Here is a 16,575-nt window from a genome sequence, read left to right on the forward strand (position 1 = left end):
AAAGGCGATGTCCATTGATGTTGGATTAATATTTCAAATCGCCGGAATCGGCATTGTTTTAGCTTTCATTCATACTGTACTAAAAGAATTAAAGCGGGAGGATATTGCAAATTGGGTTATCCTTGTCGGTTTTGTCGTCATTTTATTTCATGTTGCATTTTTAATTAACACGCTATTTGACAAGATTAAAAGTGTCTTTCTCTTCCAGTAAAGGAGGCGGTTCGAATCGAAATTATACAAATTGTCGGATTAGGCCTCGTTGCTACGTTTTTAGCTGCTGTTTTGAATCAGCATAAATCTAGTATTACATCTTTATTTATTGTGTTCGTAGGTAGCGTGATGTTTCTTATTTTAATCGATCAAATTCATTCTATTTTACAAATGATTGAGAGAGTAGCAAGTGAAGCGAAAGTTAGTAACGTCTACGTGGAAACGTTACTAAAGATTATTGGAATTGCTTATATTGCTGAGTTTGGAGCCCAAATTACAAAAGATGCTGGTCAAGGTGCCATCGCTTCGAAAATTGAACTTGCTGGGAAAATCTTAATTCTCGTTATGGCGATTCCTATTTTGACGGTTGTAATTGAAACTATTCTCGGATTTTTACCGACGGGATAAGGGGGAGTGAATGTTGAGGAGGTTTGGAGCTAAGCTGCTATTTGCTTGCTTCCTTTTCTTTTCTTTACCGGTTGTTGTACAAGCTTCTCCTGTAGAAACAAACGTCGTTGATCAACAATTGGATAAGCTCGGAATTGAAGATGTGAAGCAATTTTGGGACGGGCTTGTTACAAAATATGGAGGCTATTTGCCAGAGAGTCAAAAAGGGAGCTTTATGGAGTTTGTAAAGGGAGAAAAAGAATTCTCTCTAAAAGAGTGGATGATAGGGTTATTAAAATATTTATTTCATGAGCTTGCTGCTAATGGAAAACTGCTTGGCACACTTATTATGCTCACAATCTTTAGTGCATTGTTGCAATCACTGCAATCCGCTTTTTCAAAAAGTAGCGTAAGTAAAATTGCTGATGCTGTTGTGTATATGGTACTTATTATTTTTGCTTTAAATAGTTTTTATGTCGTTATGACATATGCAAGAGAAACGATACAAACAATGGTAGATTTCATATTAGCGTTATTGCCAATTTTGCTGGCGCTTATAGCAACTGGGGGCGGGGTTGTATCTGTATCATTTTTTCATCCGGTTATCATTTTCTTAATGAATACGAGTGGGCTTCTTATGAATTATATCGTTCTACCACTTTTATTACTGGCAACGATATTAAGTATTGTAAGTACAATGAGTGATCAATATAAAGTGACGAAATTATCCAAGCTTCTGCAAAACGTTAGCGTAGGGATTATCGGTGTCTTTTTAACAATTTTTTTAGGAGTATTATCTGTACAAGGGACAGCAACAGCTGTTGCTGATGGAATAGCTGTGAAAACTGCTAAATTTGTAACAGGAAACTTCATTCCAGTAGTTGGAAGGATGTTTACAGAAGCGGCAGATACTGTTATTAGCGCATCAGGATTATTGAAAAACACAGTCGGAATTATTGGGCTCGTCATTTTATGCTTAATTGTTGCTTTTCCAGCGATTCAAATTTTCTGTATTGCATTTATTTATAAATTCGCAGCAGCAGTATTGCAACCGGTTGGCGGCGGAGCAATTATTCAATGTTTAGACATTATTGGACGAAGCATCATTTACGTATTTGCTTGCTTAGCTATCGTATCATTTATGTTCTTTTTAAGTATTACAATTATTATTGCTGCGGGGAATATTACACTTATGATGCGGTAGGAGGTGAAGAGTATGCAATTTGTTACAGAGTGGATCAGAAATATTATCGTTTTTTTGCTCTTAGCAACAATGCTTCATCTTATTCTTCCAAATTCGAATTTGCAAAAATACGTTAAATTCGTTGTAAGTCTTTTGTTAGTTGTATTAATTTTAACGCCCCTTTTTAAACTATTGCAGACAGATGTAAATGAAGTAATTGCAAATTTTAATGAAGAAAAGTACGTAGCAGAAGGATCTGTAAAAAATTCAATAGATTCGAAGAAAAAAGAAATACAAGCTCTAACACGTGCATATAGTTTAGAAGAGATGGCTACCAAAATGAAAAAAGAAGTAGGAAAAGAGTTTGAGAAAAAGTATGGTATGACTGTCTCTGAAATACAAATAGTCGCAGCAGAAAATACAGAAGAAGTAAAGTCAGCGAAAGATATTCAATCTGTTGTTGTGACGTTGAAAGAAAAAGAACGTAGTAAAAATGATGCAATCGAAACAGTAAAGCCAATTGAAATTAACACGAAAGAGCCGCCAAAAAAAGTGGAAGAAACGAATGTAGAAATGAAAGATTTCTTTTCAAGCAGGTGGCAACTAGAGGGTAAACAAATCCAAGTTCAAATGGAAGGGAGGACAGGTAGAGTAAATGGACAATAAAGATAAAAATTCGAAGTTCTCATTTTTTCGAAACTTATTGAATGGGGATCAAAAAGAAAGCAACGAGAAGGGTAAAAAGGTAACACCTAAGTTTTTACTTGTCCTACTCATACTTGGAATTTTGCTTATGTTTTCTAGTAGTCTCTTTTCAAGTAAAAAAGAAGAAGTACCTGTATTTAAAGAACAAAAAACTCAAAATCAAGAAAAAGACGTACCAACTTTCGGACAAAAAAGTAATGATAGTATGTCAAATGTAGAAAAATATGAAAAAGCGTATGAACAAGAATTAAAAACTGCTTTAGAAGAAATAGCAGGAGTAAAAGACGTAACGATTAAAGTGAATTTAGATTCATCTGAAGAAAAAATTTTAGAAAAAAATACAGTGAAACGCTCACAAACAACAGGTGAAACAGATAAAACAGGCGGTAAGAGAGAAGTAGAGGACGAGTCTCTTGATGAAAAGACTGTCATTATACGTGAAGGGGATAAAGAAACTCCTGTTGTTTTACGAACAGAGAAGCCGAAAGTACGTGGTGTTCTTGTCGTAGCAAAGGGAGTGGATAATATACAAGTTAAAGCAATGGTAAAAGAAGCTGTGATAAGGCTGCTAGATGTACCGGCCCATCGCGTTTCAGTTTCACCGAAAAATTGATAGGGAGGAAATAAAGTGTTAAAAAAACAAACAGTTTGGTTATTAACGATGTTAAGTTTAGTTGTTGTACTATCTGTGTATTACGTGACAACTCCTGACAAAATGAATACAGCATCGCCGGCAACAGGTGAAAAGATTGGACAAGAAAAACAAGGTACTGATAAAGCAGTAACAAACGAAGCGCCTAAAGAAACTCCGAAAAAAGAAAATACAAGCAAGGAAACAACAAATAAAGAAACAGACAAAAAAGAAAATGCAAAAAAAGAAACAAGTAAAAAAGAGGGCAATGTATCAGTTCAATCAAGTGATGAGAATTTCACAGCTTTACGTATGCAAATGGAAGATCAGCGTAGTGAACAAAAAGCAAAATTACAAGAAGTGATGAGTTCAACAAAAGCTTCAGCAACAGAAAAGAATAAAGCAAAAGAAAATTTTGATGCCATTACGACAATGGAAACGAAGCAAGAATTACTTGAGACAGTAATTAAATCTCAAGGAGGATATCCAGATGCTCTTGTAAGAGCTGATGGTACTGACATTAGAGTAACGGTTAAAGCGGCAAAACATTCACAGAAAGAAGCAAATAAAATTATTCAACTTGTAAGAAGTGAAGGCGGATCAAAAGATGTAGGTGTGAAATTTGATCCACCAGCGAAATAAGTGAAACTTTAATCCGCAGGGATTTCCCTGCGGATTATTATCTTTTACTAAGCAAAGGGTATGCAAATAGTAAAATAGAGTATGTAAGTAAATGTGTGAATAGAAAAAAGCTATCATTTTCGATAGCTTTTTTCTATTTCGTCTTTGTAGTTATTTTTACTATGTTCAACTCGGAATGGAGAAACACGTTGCGAGTAAAAGATTAATGGTTCATGGTACTGATGATTACTTTTTCCGGATTTGACGTGGATGCAAAGAACACATGCCCAAACGATTACAGCAGGTAAAAAGAGAATGAGCCATATCATATTTCCACACCTCGACACAATATATTTTCTACACTTTGAACATACTATTCTTATATGAAGGAATGATGAACGGCGTGTAAACAAAAAAATAATATTTGGTAAAAATATGTTATTGACTATAGGTGTAGTGAAGAGTGGAGAGGGAATGGCATGTTTGCTGTGTAACGTTTTGCTAAAGTAGTGAATGTTTTTTAAGAAGTGGTCTTGCCAATTTCATGTGAAACTTGGTATTATTACTAGGTATTAAATTTTTATTGGAATAATATTTTTACAGGAGTTTCGATTTATTATAAAGAAATATAAATTGGAATGTTTAAAAAATTTATCGTAAGATGGAAATAGTAAATATTTCTATTAGTTAATGAAATATATTTTCTAATAGAATACATCGTATTTTTACAGTCAATCTAGTTTTCGTGACGAGAATCTGTAAAAACGGGACAAACAAGAGTATGGGAGTGGATTTTACATGTTTAAAATTCAAGAAGTTCGTGAATTAATTAAATTAATTGATAGCTCTAATATTGATGAATTTGAATACAAAAAAGACGGTACAACAATCAAAATGAAAAAGCGTGGTAATGAAGTTGTTGCTGTGCAAGCACCTGCAGCAAAACAAGCTATGCAACCAGTAGCGCCTGTTGAAGTTGAAACGACAGTAGCAGCAGCGCAAGCAGAAGCGCCAAAACAAGAAGAGAAGAAAACTGTTCAAGATGAAAACCTACATAAGATCACCTCACCAATGGTAGGTACATTCTATTCTTCTTCTTCACCTGATACACCTCCATATGTAAGTGTTGGGGATAGAGTATCGAAAGATTCTATCGTATGTATTGTCGAGGCTATGAAGTTATTTAACGAAATTGATGCTGATGTAGAGGGCGAAATTGTTGAAATTCTTGTTAATAACGGACAGCTTGTTGAGTATGGACAACCGCTATTTCTTGTAAAAGCGTAATAAGGGAGTCTTTGTGATGATAAAAAAAGTATTAATAGCCAATCGTGGGGAAATTGCTGTACGAATTATTCGTGCTTGTAAAGAAATGGATATTGAAACAGTTGCAATTTATTCAGAAGCAGATAAAGAGTCACTTCACGTACAGATTGCAGACGAGGCGTATTGTGTAGGACCAACGATTTCGAAAGAAAGCTATTTAAATTTGACGAACATTATTAGCGTTGCGAAGTTAACAGGCTGCGATGCTATTCATCCGGGATACGGATTTTTAGCAGAGAATGCAGATTTCGCAGAGTTATGCCGTGAATGTAACTTGATTTTTATCGGTCCAAGTCCAGAAGCTATTTCAAAGATGGGCACAAAAGACGTTGCTCGTGATACAATGAAAGAAGCAGGGGTTCCGATTGTACCAGGTTCACAAGGGATTATTAAAAATACCGAAGAAGCGATCGAGCTTGCTAATCAAATTGGATATCCAGTTATTATTAAAGCGACTGCAGGTGGCGGCGGAAAAGGTATTCGTGTTGCACGCCATGAAGAAGAGCTTATAAAAGGAATTCAAATTACACAGCAAGAAGCTAGTACCGCTTTTGGGAACCCTGGTGTATACTTAGAAAAGTACGTTGAAGATTTCCGCCATGTTGAGATTCAAATAATGGCAGATACACACGGAAATGCCATTCATTTAGGAGAGCGTGATTGTACAATTCAGCGCCGTTTGCAAAAACTATTAGAAGAAAGTCCATCACCTGCACTTGATGAAGATATTCGCAAGCAGATGGGTGAAGCGGCAGTTAAAGCGGCGGTAGCGGTTGATTATACAGGTGCTGGTACGGTTGAGTTTATTTATGAATATAAAACGAAAACCTTTTATTTCATGGAGATGAATACGAGAATTCAGGTTGAGCATCCGGTTACTGAAATGGTAACGGGAATGGACTTAATTAAAGAACAAATTCTTGTTGCTTCAGGAGAAAAGTTATCGTTACAGCAAGAAGAAGTACAATTTAATGGTTGGGCAATTGAATGTCGAATTAATGCGGAAAACCCTGCCAAAAAATTTATGCCATCTCCAGGTAAAGTAGAAATGTACTTACCACCAGGAGGATTTGGTATTCGCGTCGATTCAGCTGTATATCCGGGATATTCAATCCCACCTTTCTATGATTCGATGGTTGCTAAATTAATTGTTCACGGAAAAACACGTGAAGAGGCAATTGCAAAAATGAAGCGCGCACTTAGTGAATTTGTCATTGAAGGCGTACATACAACAATCCCGTTCCATTTGCAATTGCTAGATCATCCTGATTTTGTAAAAGGTGAGTTTAATACGAAATTTTTGGAAGAGCATGAACTTGTGACGCAGTGATACATTAAAGGAGGTTTTTTTCATGGCTGAACATATGTTAGATATGGGTCAAGATACAACTCTTGGTAAAGTAGAAATTGCACCAGAAGTAATTGAAGTAATTGCAGGTATTGCAGCTGCTGAAGTAGAAGGTGTAGCGGCAATGCGCGGTAATTTTGCTACAGATGTTGTTGAGAAGTTAGGTAAGAAAAATCATGGTAAAGGTGTAAAGGTTGAATTAGCAAACGAAGATATTATCGTTGACCTTTATGTTGTAATGTATTTTGGTGTAGCAATTCCAGTTGTTGCACAAAAGATTCAAGACAATATTCGCCAAGCACTCTTTACGATGACAGGACTTGAGCCAAAAGAAGTGAATGTTCACATCGTTGGCGTAACATTCGAAACACAAAAAACAGAAATCGAACCAGTGTAAGAATGAAAAGGTGCCTAGTAACATAGGCATCTTTTTTATCGTTTCATTTCTTCACAAATTACAACCCTCTAATTATTATACTATTTCAAAAAATAAGAAATAAACAAGAAAATGTGTCGTTTTTCCAAAAAACGTACATTGTGATAAGATATGGAACTTGAAGTTAATCTTTTTATTATTTTTCAGCCTTGTAACCCGTGTGTGAAACGATAAATTGTGTTATTATCATTGTATTATAAGGTTGGAAAATCAATGAAAACTGTAAGAGTAAGTGAATTGACGGCTTATAAATTATAATAATATAACAAAGTATAAGGAAAGACTTGAAGCATAAAGGAGAGTTACAATGAAACGTAGGACGGCTAGAGAAAGAGCAATGCAAGCATTATACCAAATGGATATTACAGGTGAATTAGAACCGAAAGTAGCAGTGGAAAACACGCTAGATGAAGGCGAAGAAACAAATGAGTTTCTAGAGTCACTTGTAGTAGGTTTTGTAGAAAATAAAGAAGCAATCGATGAAGCGATTCGTCAAAACTTAAAAAAGTGGAAGCTTGAGCGTATTAGCATTGTTGATCGCAGTATTTTACGTGTAGCTGTGTATGAAATGAAATACATGGAAGAAATTCCACACAACGTAACAATTAACGAAGCAATTGAAATTGCCAAAACATTTGGGGATGAGGAATCTCGTCGTTTTATTAACGGCGTTTTATCTAATATAAAAGATACACTGTAAATTCTTTAAGGGGGAATCTTAAAATGGTAGCAGTAATCATCAAAGGAAATGAAGTTGCGGAGAAAAAACGAGCACAATTAACAGAAGAAGTTGTGAAGTTGAAAGAGCAAGGTATTGTACCAGGATTAGCAGTTATTTTAGTTGGAGAAGATCCAGCATCTCGTTCTTATGTGAAAGGAAAAGAAAAAGGCTGTGAACAAGTAGGGATTTACTCAGAGCTAATTGAACTTCCTGAAACAATTACTGAGGAACGTTTGCTTGCTGAAATCGATCGCTTAAATGGCGATGACCGTATTAATGGCATATTAGTGCAATTACCTTTACCAAAACATATTGAAGAAAAAGCTATCATTGAAAGAATTTCACCAGAAAAGGATGTAGACGGATTTCACCCAATCAGCGTGGGACGTATGATGACGGGACAAGATACATTCCTTCCATGTACACCGCATGGTATTGTAGAATTAGTAAAAGAAACAAATCTTGATATTTCTGGAAAACATGTAGTAGTAATTGGAAGAAGTAATATTGTCGGTAAACCAGTGGGGCAATTGTTTTTAAATGAAAATGCAACTGTCACATATTGTCATTCTAAGACGCAAAATATGAAAGAGTTATCGAAGTTAGCTGATATTTTAATCGTAGCTGTTGGACGACCTAAAATGATAACAGCGGATTATATTAAAGAAGGAGCGGTTGTAATTGACGTTGGTGTTAACCGTTTAGAAACAGGAAAACTTTGTGGTGATGTTGACTTTGACAACGTGTTAGATGTTGCGGGTTACATTACACCTGTGCCAAAGGGTGTTGGTCCAATGACAATCACAATGCTTCTTCATAATACTGTTGAATCTGCCAAACGTGCAGGTGTCGTTTGTAAATAATTTGAGTCGGCTATGAGGAGAGAGAAATGGAGAAGCAATATTTAACCGTTACAGCGTTAACACGCTATATAAAAACAAAAATAGAATATGATCCGCATTTGCAGTCTGTTTGGTTAAAAGGTGAAATTTCCAACTTTAAAAATCATAGCCGTGGCCACATGTATTTTACATTGAAAGATGAAAATGCAAGAATCGCAGCGGTTATGTTTGCGGGTCATAATCGTAATATTAAATTCAAACCTGAAAATGGGATGAAGGTACTCGTGAAGGGGAAAATCTCTGTTTACGAGGCGAGTGGTTCTTATCAAATTTATATTCAAGACATGCAGCCTGACGGAGTCGGAAATTTACATTTAGCGTACGAACAGTTAAAAGTTCGCTTAGAAGAAGAAGGACTTTTTTCTCAAGTTTATAAAAAAGCAATTCCTCCTTACGCTAAAACGATAGGTGTGATTACGTCGCCAACAGGAGCAGCGATTCGTGATATTATAACAACGATTAAACGTCGTTATCCAATTGGGAATGTTATTGTATTTCCGGTACTTGTACAAGGGGAGTCAGCGGCTCCCTCGATTGTACAAGCGATTCGTACAGCGAATGAAATGGGAGAGATAGATGTACTAATCGTTGGTCGTGGTGGAGGTTCTATTGAGGAATTATGGGCTTTCAATGAGGAAATGGTTGCAAGAGCAATCTTTAAGAGTGAAATTCCTATTATTTCGGCAGTAGGCCATGAAACGGATTTTACAATCGCAGATTTTGTTGCAGATTTACGCGCGCCAACACCGACTGCAGCAGCTGAGCTAGCAGCACCTAATATTATAGAGTTACAAGAAAAGGTATTACAAAGAACTCTGAGATTGCAAAGAGCAATGAAAGAGTTAGTACATAAAAAAGAAGAAAAACTACAAGTGTTGCAAAAATCGTATGCGTTCCGTTATCCAAGACAAGTATATGAGCAAAAGGAAGAGCAATTAGATAGAGCGCTAGAACAGCTTGTTTTAGCGAAAGAGCGCTATATTGATAAAAAGGTGAATCAGTTAAAGCAACTTTCATTTTATTTAGAGAAGCACCACCCATCTCAAAAAATTATTCAAACGAAGGTAGCTGTTGAAACGTTGCAAAAGCAATTACAACGTGAAATGCAAACGTTACTTCAAACGAAAGAATTTGCCTTTGTAAGAGCTGCTCAAAAACTTGAAGCGTTAAGTCCGCTTAAAGTAATGATGAGAGGGTACGGGCTTGTATATGATGAAGAGAAGCAAGTGTTAAAAAGTGTGAAAGATGTAAGCCTTGGAGATGCTGTTTCAGTTCAATTACAAGATGGAATACTAGATTGTAGCGTATCAGGCATAGAGGAGCGTGAATTGAATAATGGAAAATAAATTAAGCTTTGAAGAGGCAATTTCGCAACTTGAGCATCTTGTTTCTAAGCTAGAACAAGGTGACGTACCTTTAGAAGAAGCGATTTCTTATTTTAAAGAGGGTATGGAATTATCTAAGCTTTGTGATGAGAAGTTGAAGAATGTACAAGAACAAATGGCAGTTATTCTTGGGGAAGATGGAGAGCTTGAACCGTTTACTGCTTTAGGAGATGAAGCATAGTGACGATTGCTTTTGATACTTTTTTGAAGGAAAGTAAAACTTTCGTAGAAGAGAAACTTGTAAGCTATGCAAATGAATTACAATGTCCAAATGTACTTCGTGAAGCGATGGCATATTCTTTAGAAGCGGGTGGAAAACGTCTCCGCCCGTTACTTTTGTTTGCAACATTACAAGCGTTTGGGAAAGAAAGAAATCTTGGAGTAGGTGCAGCTTGTGCTCTTGAAATGATTCATACATATTCGTTAGTTCATGACGATTTACCTTGTATGGATGATGATGATTTAAGAAGAGGAAAGCCCACAAATCACAAAGTATTTGGTGAAGCGATGGCAGTTTTAGCAGGAGATGGCTTATTGACGTATGCTTTTCAAGTTATTATGGCATATGAGCAAAAAGAAATTTCTGCAGAAAAAAAAGTAAGACTTGTACTTGAACTTGCAAAAGCAGCAGGACCAGAAGGAATGGTTGGCGGACAAGTGGCAGATATGGAAGCTGAAGGGAAACGCCTTACGATTGATGAATTGGAGTACATCCATAAACATAAGACCGGAAAACTGCTTGAATTTGCTGTACTTGCGGGTGCGATACTTTCTGATGCGACAGAAGAGCAAGAAGAAAAGTTGCTTACGTTTGCTAAATATATCGGTCTAGCTTTCCAAATTCGAGACGATATTTTAGATGTCGAAGGCACCGAAGAAGAGATTGGAAAACCGATTGGTAGCGATCTTTCTAATGAAAAGAGCACATATACGACGTTGTTTACTGTAGATAGAGCAAAGGATATTTTAGAAGAAACAATTGCAGAAGCAAAAGGTGCAATTAGCTCCTTGCAATTACAAGATGAATATTTACTATCTATTTGCGATTTGATTGCAAAACGTAATAACTAATATAACAGCGTTTTCATTTGTTGAGTCATTCATCATTTTATGATATAAATGTAGGAAAAGGTTTTTCTTTTCTTGTTATTGGCAAAAATATATGTAGATTACATTGCCGTTATCACTTCGTGTTAGCGGCTATTTTTTTCATCGCCTAAAGAAATATGGTTTATAATAGGATTAAGGCGCAATAGACTGGTTAATAGCGGGACAAGACGAAAAATAGAAAAGAGAATTTCTTGTTTTGTGTAAATGTTTTTTATAATATTTGACATGTTGACAGATTATGAAATGAAAGTGAGTGATCCATGTGGATCTAACGCAAATTCAAAACCCTAGTTTTTTGAAAGATATGTCTATCAGTGAACTAGAGGGATTGAGTGAGGATATTCGTAAGTTTTTAATTGAAGAGCTCTCTCAAACAGGTGGACATATTGCACCTAATTTAGGTGTAGTAGAACTCACAATTGCTCTGCACAAATTATTTGATAGCCCGCAAGATAAATTTTTATGGGATGTAGGACATCAATCCTATGTACATAAAATTTTAACTGGACGCGCGAAAGAGTTTGGTACATTAAGGCAATATCAAGGTCTATGTGGTTTCCCGAAACGTTGCGAGAGTGAGCATGATGTATGGGAAACTGGTCATAGCTCGACTTCGTTATCGGCTGCAATGGGAATGGCTCTGGCACGTGATTTAAAGAAAACGAAAGAATATGTTATACCAATTATTGGAGATGGTGCTTTAACAGGTGGAATGGCCTTAGAGGCATTGAACCATATTGGACATGAAAAAACAGACATGATTGTTATTTTGAATGATAATGAAATGTCAATTGCACCAAACGTTGGTGCGCTTCATAATGTACTCGGTCGTTTACGTACCGCAGGAAAATATCACTGGGTAAAAGATGAATTAGAGTATATATTAAAGAAAATCCCAGCAGTTGGCGGGAAAGTGGCTGCGACAGCAGAGAAAATAAAAGATAGTCTTAAATATTTACTAGTATCTGGTGTCTTTTTCGAAGAGTTAGGCTTTACATATTTAGGTCCAGTCGATGGGCATGATTATGAAAAGTTATTCGAAACGTTGCAATATGCAAAGAAAACAAAAGGCCCAGTACTTGTTCACGTTATTACGAAAAAAGGAAAAGGTTATAAACCGGCTGAGAGTGACGTTATTGGAACTTGGCATGGAACAGGACCTTATAAAATTGAATCAGGTGACTTCGTTAAGCCAAAAGAAGTTGCACCAGCATGGAGTGCTGTCGTTAGTGAAACAGTACTTAAGCTAGCGAGAGCGGATGAGCGTATCGTAGCAATTACACCTGCAATGCCTGTTGGATCAAAACTTGAGAAATTCCAAAAAGAATTCCCAGATCGTATGATTGATGTAGGTATTGCAGAACAGCACGCTACAACAATGGCAGCAGGTATGGCAACGCAAGGAATGAAGCCATTCTTAGCAATTTATTCGACATTTTTACAAAGAGCATATGACCAAGTTGTTCATGATATATGCCGCCAAAATTTAAATGTTTTCATCGGAATAGATCGCTCGGGATTAGTAGGAGCAGATGGTGAAACGCATCAAGGCGTATTTGATATCTCATTCTTACGTCACTTGCCGAATATGGTGCTTATGATGCCGAAAGATGAAAATGAAGGGCAACATTTAGTTTATACGGCGATGCAATATGAAGATGGACCAATCGCATTGCGTTATGCTCGTGGTAATGGACTTGGCGTTCATATGGATGAAGAATTAAAGGCGATTCCAATCGGTACGTGGGAGACGTTAAAAGAGGGTACACAAGCAGCTATTTTAACGTTTGGTACGACAATACCAATGGCAATGGAAGCAGCTGAGCGTCTTGAAAAAGCTGGGGTTTCAGTGAAAGTAGTGAATGCTCGCTTTATTAAACCAATGGATGAAGCATATTTACATGATCTTCTAGGGAAGAATATACCGATTTTAACGATTGAAGAAGCTTGTTTAATCGGTGGTTTTGGAACAGGAGTAGTTGAATTTGCATCTGAAAATGGTTACCATAGTGCATTAGTTGAACGAATGGGTATTCCAGACCGCTTCATAGAGCACGGAAGTGTAACAAAATTATTAGAAGAAATTGGTTTAACGACAGATGCTGTTGTAGACCGTATTCATACAATGATTCCATCAAAACAAAAAAGGGCGTAACAAATGAGCGTAAAAAAAGAAAGAGTAGATGTACTATTAGTAGAGCGAGGACTTATAGAAACGCGTGAGAAAGCAAAGCGCGCCATTATGGCCGGACTCGTATATGCAAATGAGATGAGACTTGATAAGCCAGGAGAGAAAATCTCGCAAGATACTGAGATTACGGTGAAGGGACAAGTTATGCCGTATGTAAGTCGTGGTGGTTATAAACTTGAAAAGGCATTAGAGACATTTCATCTTGATTTACAAGATAAAGTTATGATAGATATTGGTTCATCAACTGGTGGCTTTACAGATTGCGCGCTTCAAAATGGAGCGAAATTATCTTATGCATTAGATGTAGGATACAATCAGCTAGCGTGGAAATTACGTCAAGATGAGCGTGTTGTTGTAATGGAACGAACAAACTTCCGTTACGTGACACCAGCAGACTTAGAACGTGGTTTACCTCAATTTGCAAGTATTGATGTTTCATTTATATCATTAAAGCTTATACTGCCAGTTTTAAAAACAATGCTTATGCCTAACGGAGATGTAGCAGCGTTAATTAAACCGCAGTTTGAAGCTGGAAGAGAGCAAGTTGGGAAAAAAGGTATCGTTCGTGATAGAAAAGTACATGAAGCTGTTGTAGAGATGATTGTCGAGTTTGCTTTAAAAGAGGGCTATGATGTGGAAGGTTTAACATTCTCACCAATTACGGGTGGGGATGGTAATATTGAATTTTTAATTCATCTGAAATGGCATGGTGAACGTGAGAATGGCGAAAATCATTCTCCGATTTCTATAGAGCAAGTTGTTACAGAAGCGCATGACGTTCTAAAACAAAAAGGGAAAGGGGAATAACATATGTTGTTCCTCTTTTTGCTGTAATTGTATAATGATTGTAAAAACAATTGTGTACAAGAAACGAATTATAAGTTAACATAAATAAGTGAAGTATACCAATGTTTAAACTATGGTAAGAGATAGTGTGAGGTGCAAATGTATGAATAAAGGTCAGCGCCATATTAAAATCAGGGAAATTATTGCAAACAAAGAAATTGAAACACAAGATGAATTAGTTGATATTTTACGTAATGAGGGATTTAATGTAACGCAAGCAACAGTATCGCGCGATATTAAAGAACTGCACTTAGTGAAGGTGCCATTACATGATGGGCGCTATAAATATAGCTTGCCAGCAGATCAACGATTTAACCCGTTACAAAAATTAAAACGAAATCTAGTGGATTCATTTGTAAAATTAGACACGGCAGGACATATGCTTGTGCTAAAAACATTGCCTGGTAACGCTCATTCACTTGGAGCACTTATTGATCATTTAGAGTGGGATGAGATCATCGGAACCATCTGTGGTGATGATACTTGCTTAATTATTTGCCGTACACCTGACGATACAGGTGTTGTCTCTGATCGTTTCTTAAATATGTTGTAACAAAAAATCTTGTTTGCTTTCCATCGTAAAGTGGGAAGTGAACAAGATATTTTTATTGGTCAAAAATATGATTTTTCAATTGTAATATAATATTTTGTTTGCATAAAGTTAGAAAATAGATGGATTGACCCGTAAAACAAATGTTTGGTACAATGAAGCGGGTTAGAAGAGTATATACATACAAATATATAGCATGATTATTTGAATGAAGAAATGAGAAAATCCTTTAGTAAGGGATTATTTTATAACGAGGTGAATGGGGCATTGTTATCGGAATTATCGATTAGAAACTTTGCTATTATTGAAGCATTAAATATTTCTTTTCAAAAAGGTTTAACGGTTTTAAGCGGTGAAACAGGGGCCGGAAAATCGATTATTATTGATGCGATTAGTTTACTTGTAGGTGGCCGTGGGTCAGCAGAATTTGTTCGATATGGAACAGAAAAGGCTGAGATTGAAGGGCTGTTTTATGTTGAAGATGATAAGCATCCATGTATTGAAAAGGCAGAAGAGTTAGATATAGAAATAGAAGATGGCATGATTATTTTAAAGCGTGATATTGCTGCGAACGGGAAGAGTGTATGTCGTGTAAATGGGAAGCTTGTTACACTTAGCATATTAAAAGAAATTGGGAAAACACTTGTTGATATTCATGGACAGCATGAAACGCAAGATTTAATGAATGAAGAACGACATCTGTTTATGCTTGATCACTTTGATGGGGATCGAATCGTTAAACAACTAGACATATATCAAAACGTATACGCTGACTATGAAAAATTAAAAAAACAATTGAAATCGTTAAGTGAAAATGAACAACAGATGGCACATCGCTTAGATTTAATTCAATTTCAGCATGAAGAAATTCGCAAAGCCGATTTAAAGATGGATGAAGAAAATGAATTAACTGAGGAACGATTGCAAATTTCTAATTTTGAAAAGATTTATAAAGCATTAGGTGATGCATATCGTTCATTGAGTGCTGACGGACAAGGATTAGATAATGTAAGAAGCGCAATGGGACAAATGGAAAGTATTACACATTTAGATGAAATGTATCAAGAGAATCATGATTCAATTGCAAATAGCTATTACTTATTAGAAGAGGTTGCATATCAACTGAGAGAAAAGCTCGATATGATGGAATATGATCCAAATCGTTTAGATGAAATCGAAACACGTTTGAATGAAATTCGTATGCTAAAGAGAAAATATGGAAATACTGTAGAAGAGATTTTAGCGTATGCAGATAAAATTGAACAAGAAATATTTACAATTGAAAATAAAGACGTTCATATTGAAACGACGAAGAAACAGTTGAAGGAATTAGAAAGTGTTATTCTGAAAGAAGCAACGTTGTTAAGTAATATGCGTCATGAGCTTGCAGAACACCTTACAAATGCAATTCATCAGGAATTAAAAGAATTATATATGGAAAAAACGAAATTTGAAGTGAGAATTATGAAGAGAGAAGGAAATGCAGAAGAACCCCTTGTGGAAGGTGCACCGGTAAGACTTACGGCAGATGGTTACGATCATGTGGAATTTTATATTTCGACGAACCCAGGAGAGCCGCTAAAACCACTTTCAAAGGTTGCTTCTGGCGGAGAGTTATCTCGTATCATTTTAGCTTTAAAAAGCATTTTTTCTAAGCATCAAGGGGTTGCATCTGTTATTTTTGATGAAGTGGATACGGGTGTAAGTGGCCGGGTCGCACAGGCTATTGCTGAAAAAATTTATCGAGTATCAGTAAACTCGCAAGTACTTTGTATTACGCACTTACCTCAAGTAGCTTCAATGGCAGATTCGCATTTATTTATTCGAAAACAAGTAGCGAATGATCGGACAATTACATCAGTTACTGTTTTAACTATGGAGGATAAAGTAACAGAAATAGCTCGAATGATTTCTGGTGTGGAAATCACAGATTTAACGACGGAGCATGCGAAAGAATTACTTACGCAAGCGCATCATTTTAAACAGACAGCAGAGGCTATCCAGTAATGGATAGCTTTTTTTC

The 16,575-nt window shown here is 36.3% G+C and carries 19 protein-coding genes; 18 read left to right on the forward strand and 1 reads right to left on the reverse strand.

Annotation, left to right across the window (positions count from 1 at the left end):
• Nucleotides 1–7 precede the first annotated feature (7 nt).
• Genes spoIIIAC through ACO6VI_RS08880 form a run of 6 tightly spaced genes read left to right on the forward strand, consistent with a single transcriptional unit; the run spans nt 8 to nt 3,758 of the window.
• On the forward strand, nt 8–211 hold the full coding sequence (spoIIIAC, locus tag ACO6VI_RS08855; RefSeq protein WP_000020914.1) for a stage III sporulation protein AC: 204 nt from the start codon (nt 8–10) through the stop codon (nt 209–211).
• Between the two features lie 23 nt (nt 212–234).
• Nucleotides 235–618: a stage III sporulation protein AD gene (gene spoIIIAD / locus ACO6VI_RS08860; protein WP_077393170.1), complete on the forward strand. Its 384-nt coding sequence runs from the start codon at nt 235–237 to the stop codon at nt 616–618.
• 10 nt (nt 619–628) lie between these two features.
• A complete protein-coding gene (gene spoIIIAE / locus ACO6VI_RS08865) occupies nt 629–1,801 on the forward strand; it encodes a stage III sporulation protein AE (protein WP_000946113.1) in 1,173 nt (390 codons plus the stop codon).
• Nucleotides 1,802–1,813: 12 nt separating this feature from the next.
• A complete protein-coding gene (gene spoIIIAF, locus ACO6VI_RS08870) occupies nt 1,814–2,446 on the forward strand; it encodes a stage III sporulation protein AF (protein WP_001161037.1) in 633 nt (210 codons plus the stop codon).
• Complete coding sequence (gene spoIIIAG, locus ACO6VI_RS08875; protein ID WP_000368890.1) at nt 2,436–3,098, forward strand: stage III sporulation protein AG; 663 nt, start codon at nt 2,436–2,438, stop codon at nt 3,096–3,098. The genes spoIIIAF and spoIIIAG overlap by 11 nt, the downstream gene beginning before the upstream one ends.
• A gap of 15 nt (nt 3,099–3,113) precedes the next feature.
• Nucleotides 3,114–3,758 (forward strand): SpoIIIAH-like family protein, encoded by a 645-nt coding sequence (locus ACO6VI_RS08880; protein WP_000914710.1) that lies wholly within the window; start codon nt 3,114–3,116, stop codon nt 3,756–3,758.
• A gap of 113 nt (nt 3,759–3,871) precedes the next feature.
• On the opposite strand, the gene ACO6VI_RS08885 is transcribed toward ACO6VI_RS08880, so the two are convergent.
• Nucleotides 3,872–4,066 (reverse strand): hypothetical protein, encoded by a 195-nt coding sequence (locus ACO6VI_RS08885; protein WP_002000935.1) that lies wholly within the window; start codon nt 4,064–4,066, stop codon nt 3,872–3,874.
• A 469-nt stretch (nt 4,067–4,535) separates the two neighbouring features.
• Between ACO6VI_RS08885 and accB the strand changes: the two genes are divergently transcribed.
• From accB to recN, 12 genes are all read left to right on the forward strand, one after another.
• Nucleotides 4,536–5,024 (forward strand): acetyl-CoA carboxylase biotin carboxyl carrier protein, encoded by a 489-nt coding sequence (gene accB / locus ACO6VI_RS08890; RefSeq protein WP_000472863.1) that lies wholly within the window; start codon nt 4,536–4,538, stop codon nt 5,022–5,024.
• A gap of 16 nt (nt 5,025–5,040) precedes the next feature.
• Nucleotides 5,041–6,393 carry an acetyl-CoA carboxylase biotin carboxylase subunit gene (gene accC / locus ACO6VI_RS08895; RefSeq protein WP_000592870.1) on the forward strand — a complete coding sequence of 451 codons (1,353 nt, stop codon included), beginning with the start codon at nt 5,041–5,043 and terminating at the stop codon, nt 6,391–6,393.
• Between the two features lie 22 nt (nt 6,394–6,415).
• The gene (locus ACO6VI_RS08900) at nt 6,416–6,808 is read left to right on the forward strand and encodes an Asp23/Gls24 family envelope stress response protein (protein ID WP_000807630.1); all 393 of its coding nucleotides are present in this window, start codon (nt 6,416–6,418) and stop codon (nt 6,806–6,808) included.
• 346 nt (nt 6,809–7,154) lie between these two features.
• Entirely contained in the window at nt 7,155–7,547 is a 393-nt protein-coding gene (nusB, locus tag ACO6VI_RS08905; protein ID WP_000830247.1) for a N utilization substance protein NusB, read from the forward strand.
• 23 nt (nt 7,548–7,570) lie between these two features.
• On the forward strand, nt 7,571–8,431 hold the full coding sequence (gene folD / locus ACO6VI_RS08910) for a bifunctional methylenetetrahydrofolate dehydrogenase/methenyltetrahydrofolate cyclohydrolase FolD (RefSeq protein WP_000226732.1): 861 nt from the start codon (nt 7,571–7,573) through the stop codon (nt 8,429–8,431).
• Between the two features lie 26 nt (nt 8,432–8,457).
• Nucleotides 8,458–9,816, forward strand: a complete 1,359-nt coding sequence (gene xseA / locus ACO6VI_RS08915; protein ID WP_000415244.1) for an exodeoxyribonuclease VII large subunit — start codon at nt 8,458–8,460, stop codon at nt 9,814–9,816.
• Nucleotides 9,806–10,036, forward strand: coding sequence for an exodeoxyribonuclease VII small subunit (xseB, locus tag ACO6VI_RS08920; protein ID WP_000428423.1), 231 nt, complete (start codon nt 9,806–9,808; stop codon nt 10,034–10,036). The genes xseA and xseB overlap by 11 nt, the downstream gene beginning before the upstream one ends.
• On the forward strand, nt 10,036–10,926 hold the full coding sequence (ispA, locus tag ACO6VI_RS08925) for a (2E,6E)-farnesyl diphosphate synthase (protein ID WP_000150374.1): 891 nt from the start codon (nt 10,036–10,038) through the stop codon (nt 10,924–10,926). The genes xseB and ispA overlap by 1 nt, the downstream gene beginning before the upstream one ends.
• 301 nt (nt 10,927–11,227) lie before the next feature.
• Nucleotides 11,228–13,120, forward strand: a complete 1,893-nt coding sequence (gene dxs / locus ACO6VI_RS08930) for a 1-deoxy-D-xylulose-5-phosphate synthase (RefSeq protein WP_000366452.1) — start codon at nt 11,228–11,230, stop codon at nt 13,118–13,120.
• 3 nt (nt 13,121–13,123) lie between these two features.
• A complete protein-coding gene (locus ACO6VI_RS08935; RefSeq protein ID WP_000111874.1) occupies nt 13,124–13,963 on the forward strand; it encodes a TlyA family RNA methyltransferase in 840 nt (279 codons plus the stop codon).
• A 142-nt stretch (nt 13,964–14,105) separates the two neighbouring features.
• A complete protein-coding gene (gene argR, locus ACO6VI_RS08940) occupies nt 14,106–14,555 on the forward strand; it encodes an arginine repressor ArgR (protein ID WP_001032580.1) in 450 nt (149 codons plus the stop codon).
• 264 nt (nt 14,556–14,819) lie between these two features.
• The gene (gene recN / locus ACO6VI_RS08945; RefSeq protein ID WP_000947734.1) at nt 14,820–16,559 is read left to right on the forward strand and encodes a DNA repair protein RecN; all 1,740 of its coding nucleotides are present in this window, start codon (nt 14,820–14,822) and stop codon (nt 16,557–16,559) included.
• Nucleotides 16,560–16,575: the final 16 nt, after the last annotated feature.

This window comes from Bacillus sp. PSXD-155, assembly GCF_049310765.1.
In the GTDB taxonomy this organism is placed as follows: Bacteria; Bacillota; Bacilli; order Bacillales; family Bacillaceae_G; genus Bacillus_A; species Bacillus_A cereus.

What these genes read in the sequence shown, in the direction of transcription:
- ACO6VI_RS08900 (WP_000807630.1), top strand. Translation starts at nt 6,416, where the DNA reads ATGGCTGAACATATGTTAGATATGGGTCAAGATACAACTCTTGGTAAA.
- argR (WP_001032580.1), top strand. Translation starts at nt 14,106, where the DNA reads ATGAATAAAGGTCAGCGCCATATTAAAATCAGGGAAATTATTGCAAAC.
- nusB (WP_000830247.1), top strand. Translation starts at nt 7,155, where the DNA reads ATGAAACGTAGGACGGCTAGAGAAAGAGCAATGCAAGCATTATACCAA.
- spoIIIAC (WP_000020914.1), top strand. Translation starts at nt 8, where the DNA reads ATGTCCATTGATGTTGGATTAATATTTCAAATCGCCGGAATCGGCATT.
- folD (WP_000226732.1), top strand. Translation starts at nt 7,571, where the DNA reads ATGGTAGCAGTAATCATCAAAGGAAATGAAGTTGCGGAGAAAAAACGA.
- xseA (WP_000415244.1), top strand. Translation starts at nt 8,458, where the DNA reads ATGGAGAAGCAATATTTAACCGTTACAGCGTTAACACGCTATATAAAA.
- spoIIIAF (WP_001161037.1), top strand. Translation starts at nt 1,814, where the DNA reads ATGCAATTTGTTACAGAGTGGATCAGAAATATTATCGTTTTTTTGCTC.
- ACO6VI_RS08885 (WP_002000935.1), bottom strand. Translation starts at nt 4,066, where the DNA reads ATGATATGGCTCATTCTCTTTTTACCTGCTGTAATCGTTTGGGCATGT.
- spoIIIAE (WP_000946113.1), top strand. Translation starts at nt 629, where the DNA reads ATGTTGAGGAGGTTTGGAGCTAAGCTGCTATTTGCTTGCTTCCTTTTC.
- ACO6VI_RS08935 (WP_000111874.1), top strand. Translation starts at nt 13,124, where the DNA reads ATGAGCGTAAAAAAAGAAAGAGTAGATGTACTATTAGTAGAGCGAGGA.
- xseB (WP_000428423.1), top strand. Translation starts at nt 9,806, where the DNA reads ATGGAAAATAAATTAAGCTTTGAAGAGGCAATTTCGCAACTTGAGCAT.
- spoIIIAG (WP_000368890.1), top strand. Translation starts at nt 2,436, where the DNA reads ATGGACAATAAAGATAAAAATTCGAAGTTCTCATTTTTTCGAAACTTA.
- accC (WP_000592870.1), top strand. Translation starts at nt 5,041, where the DNA reads ATGATAAAAAAAGTATTAATAGCCAATCGTGGGGAAATTGCTGTACGA.
- accB (WP_000472863.1), top strand. Translation starts at nt 4,536, where the DNA reads ATGTTTAAAATTCAAGAAGTTCGTGAATTAATTAAATTAATTGATAGC.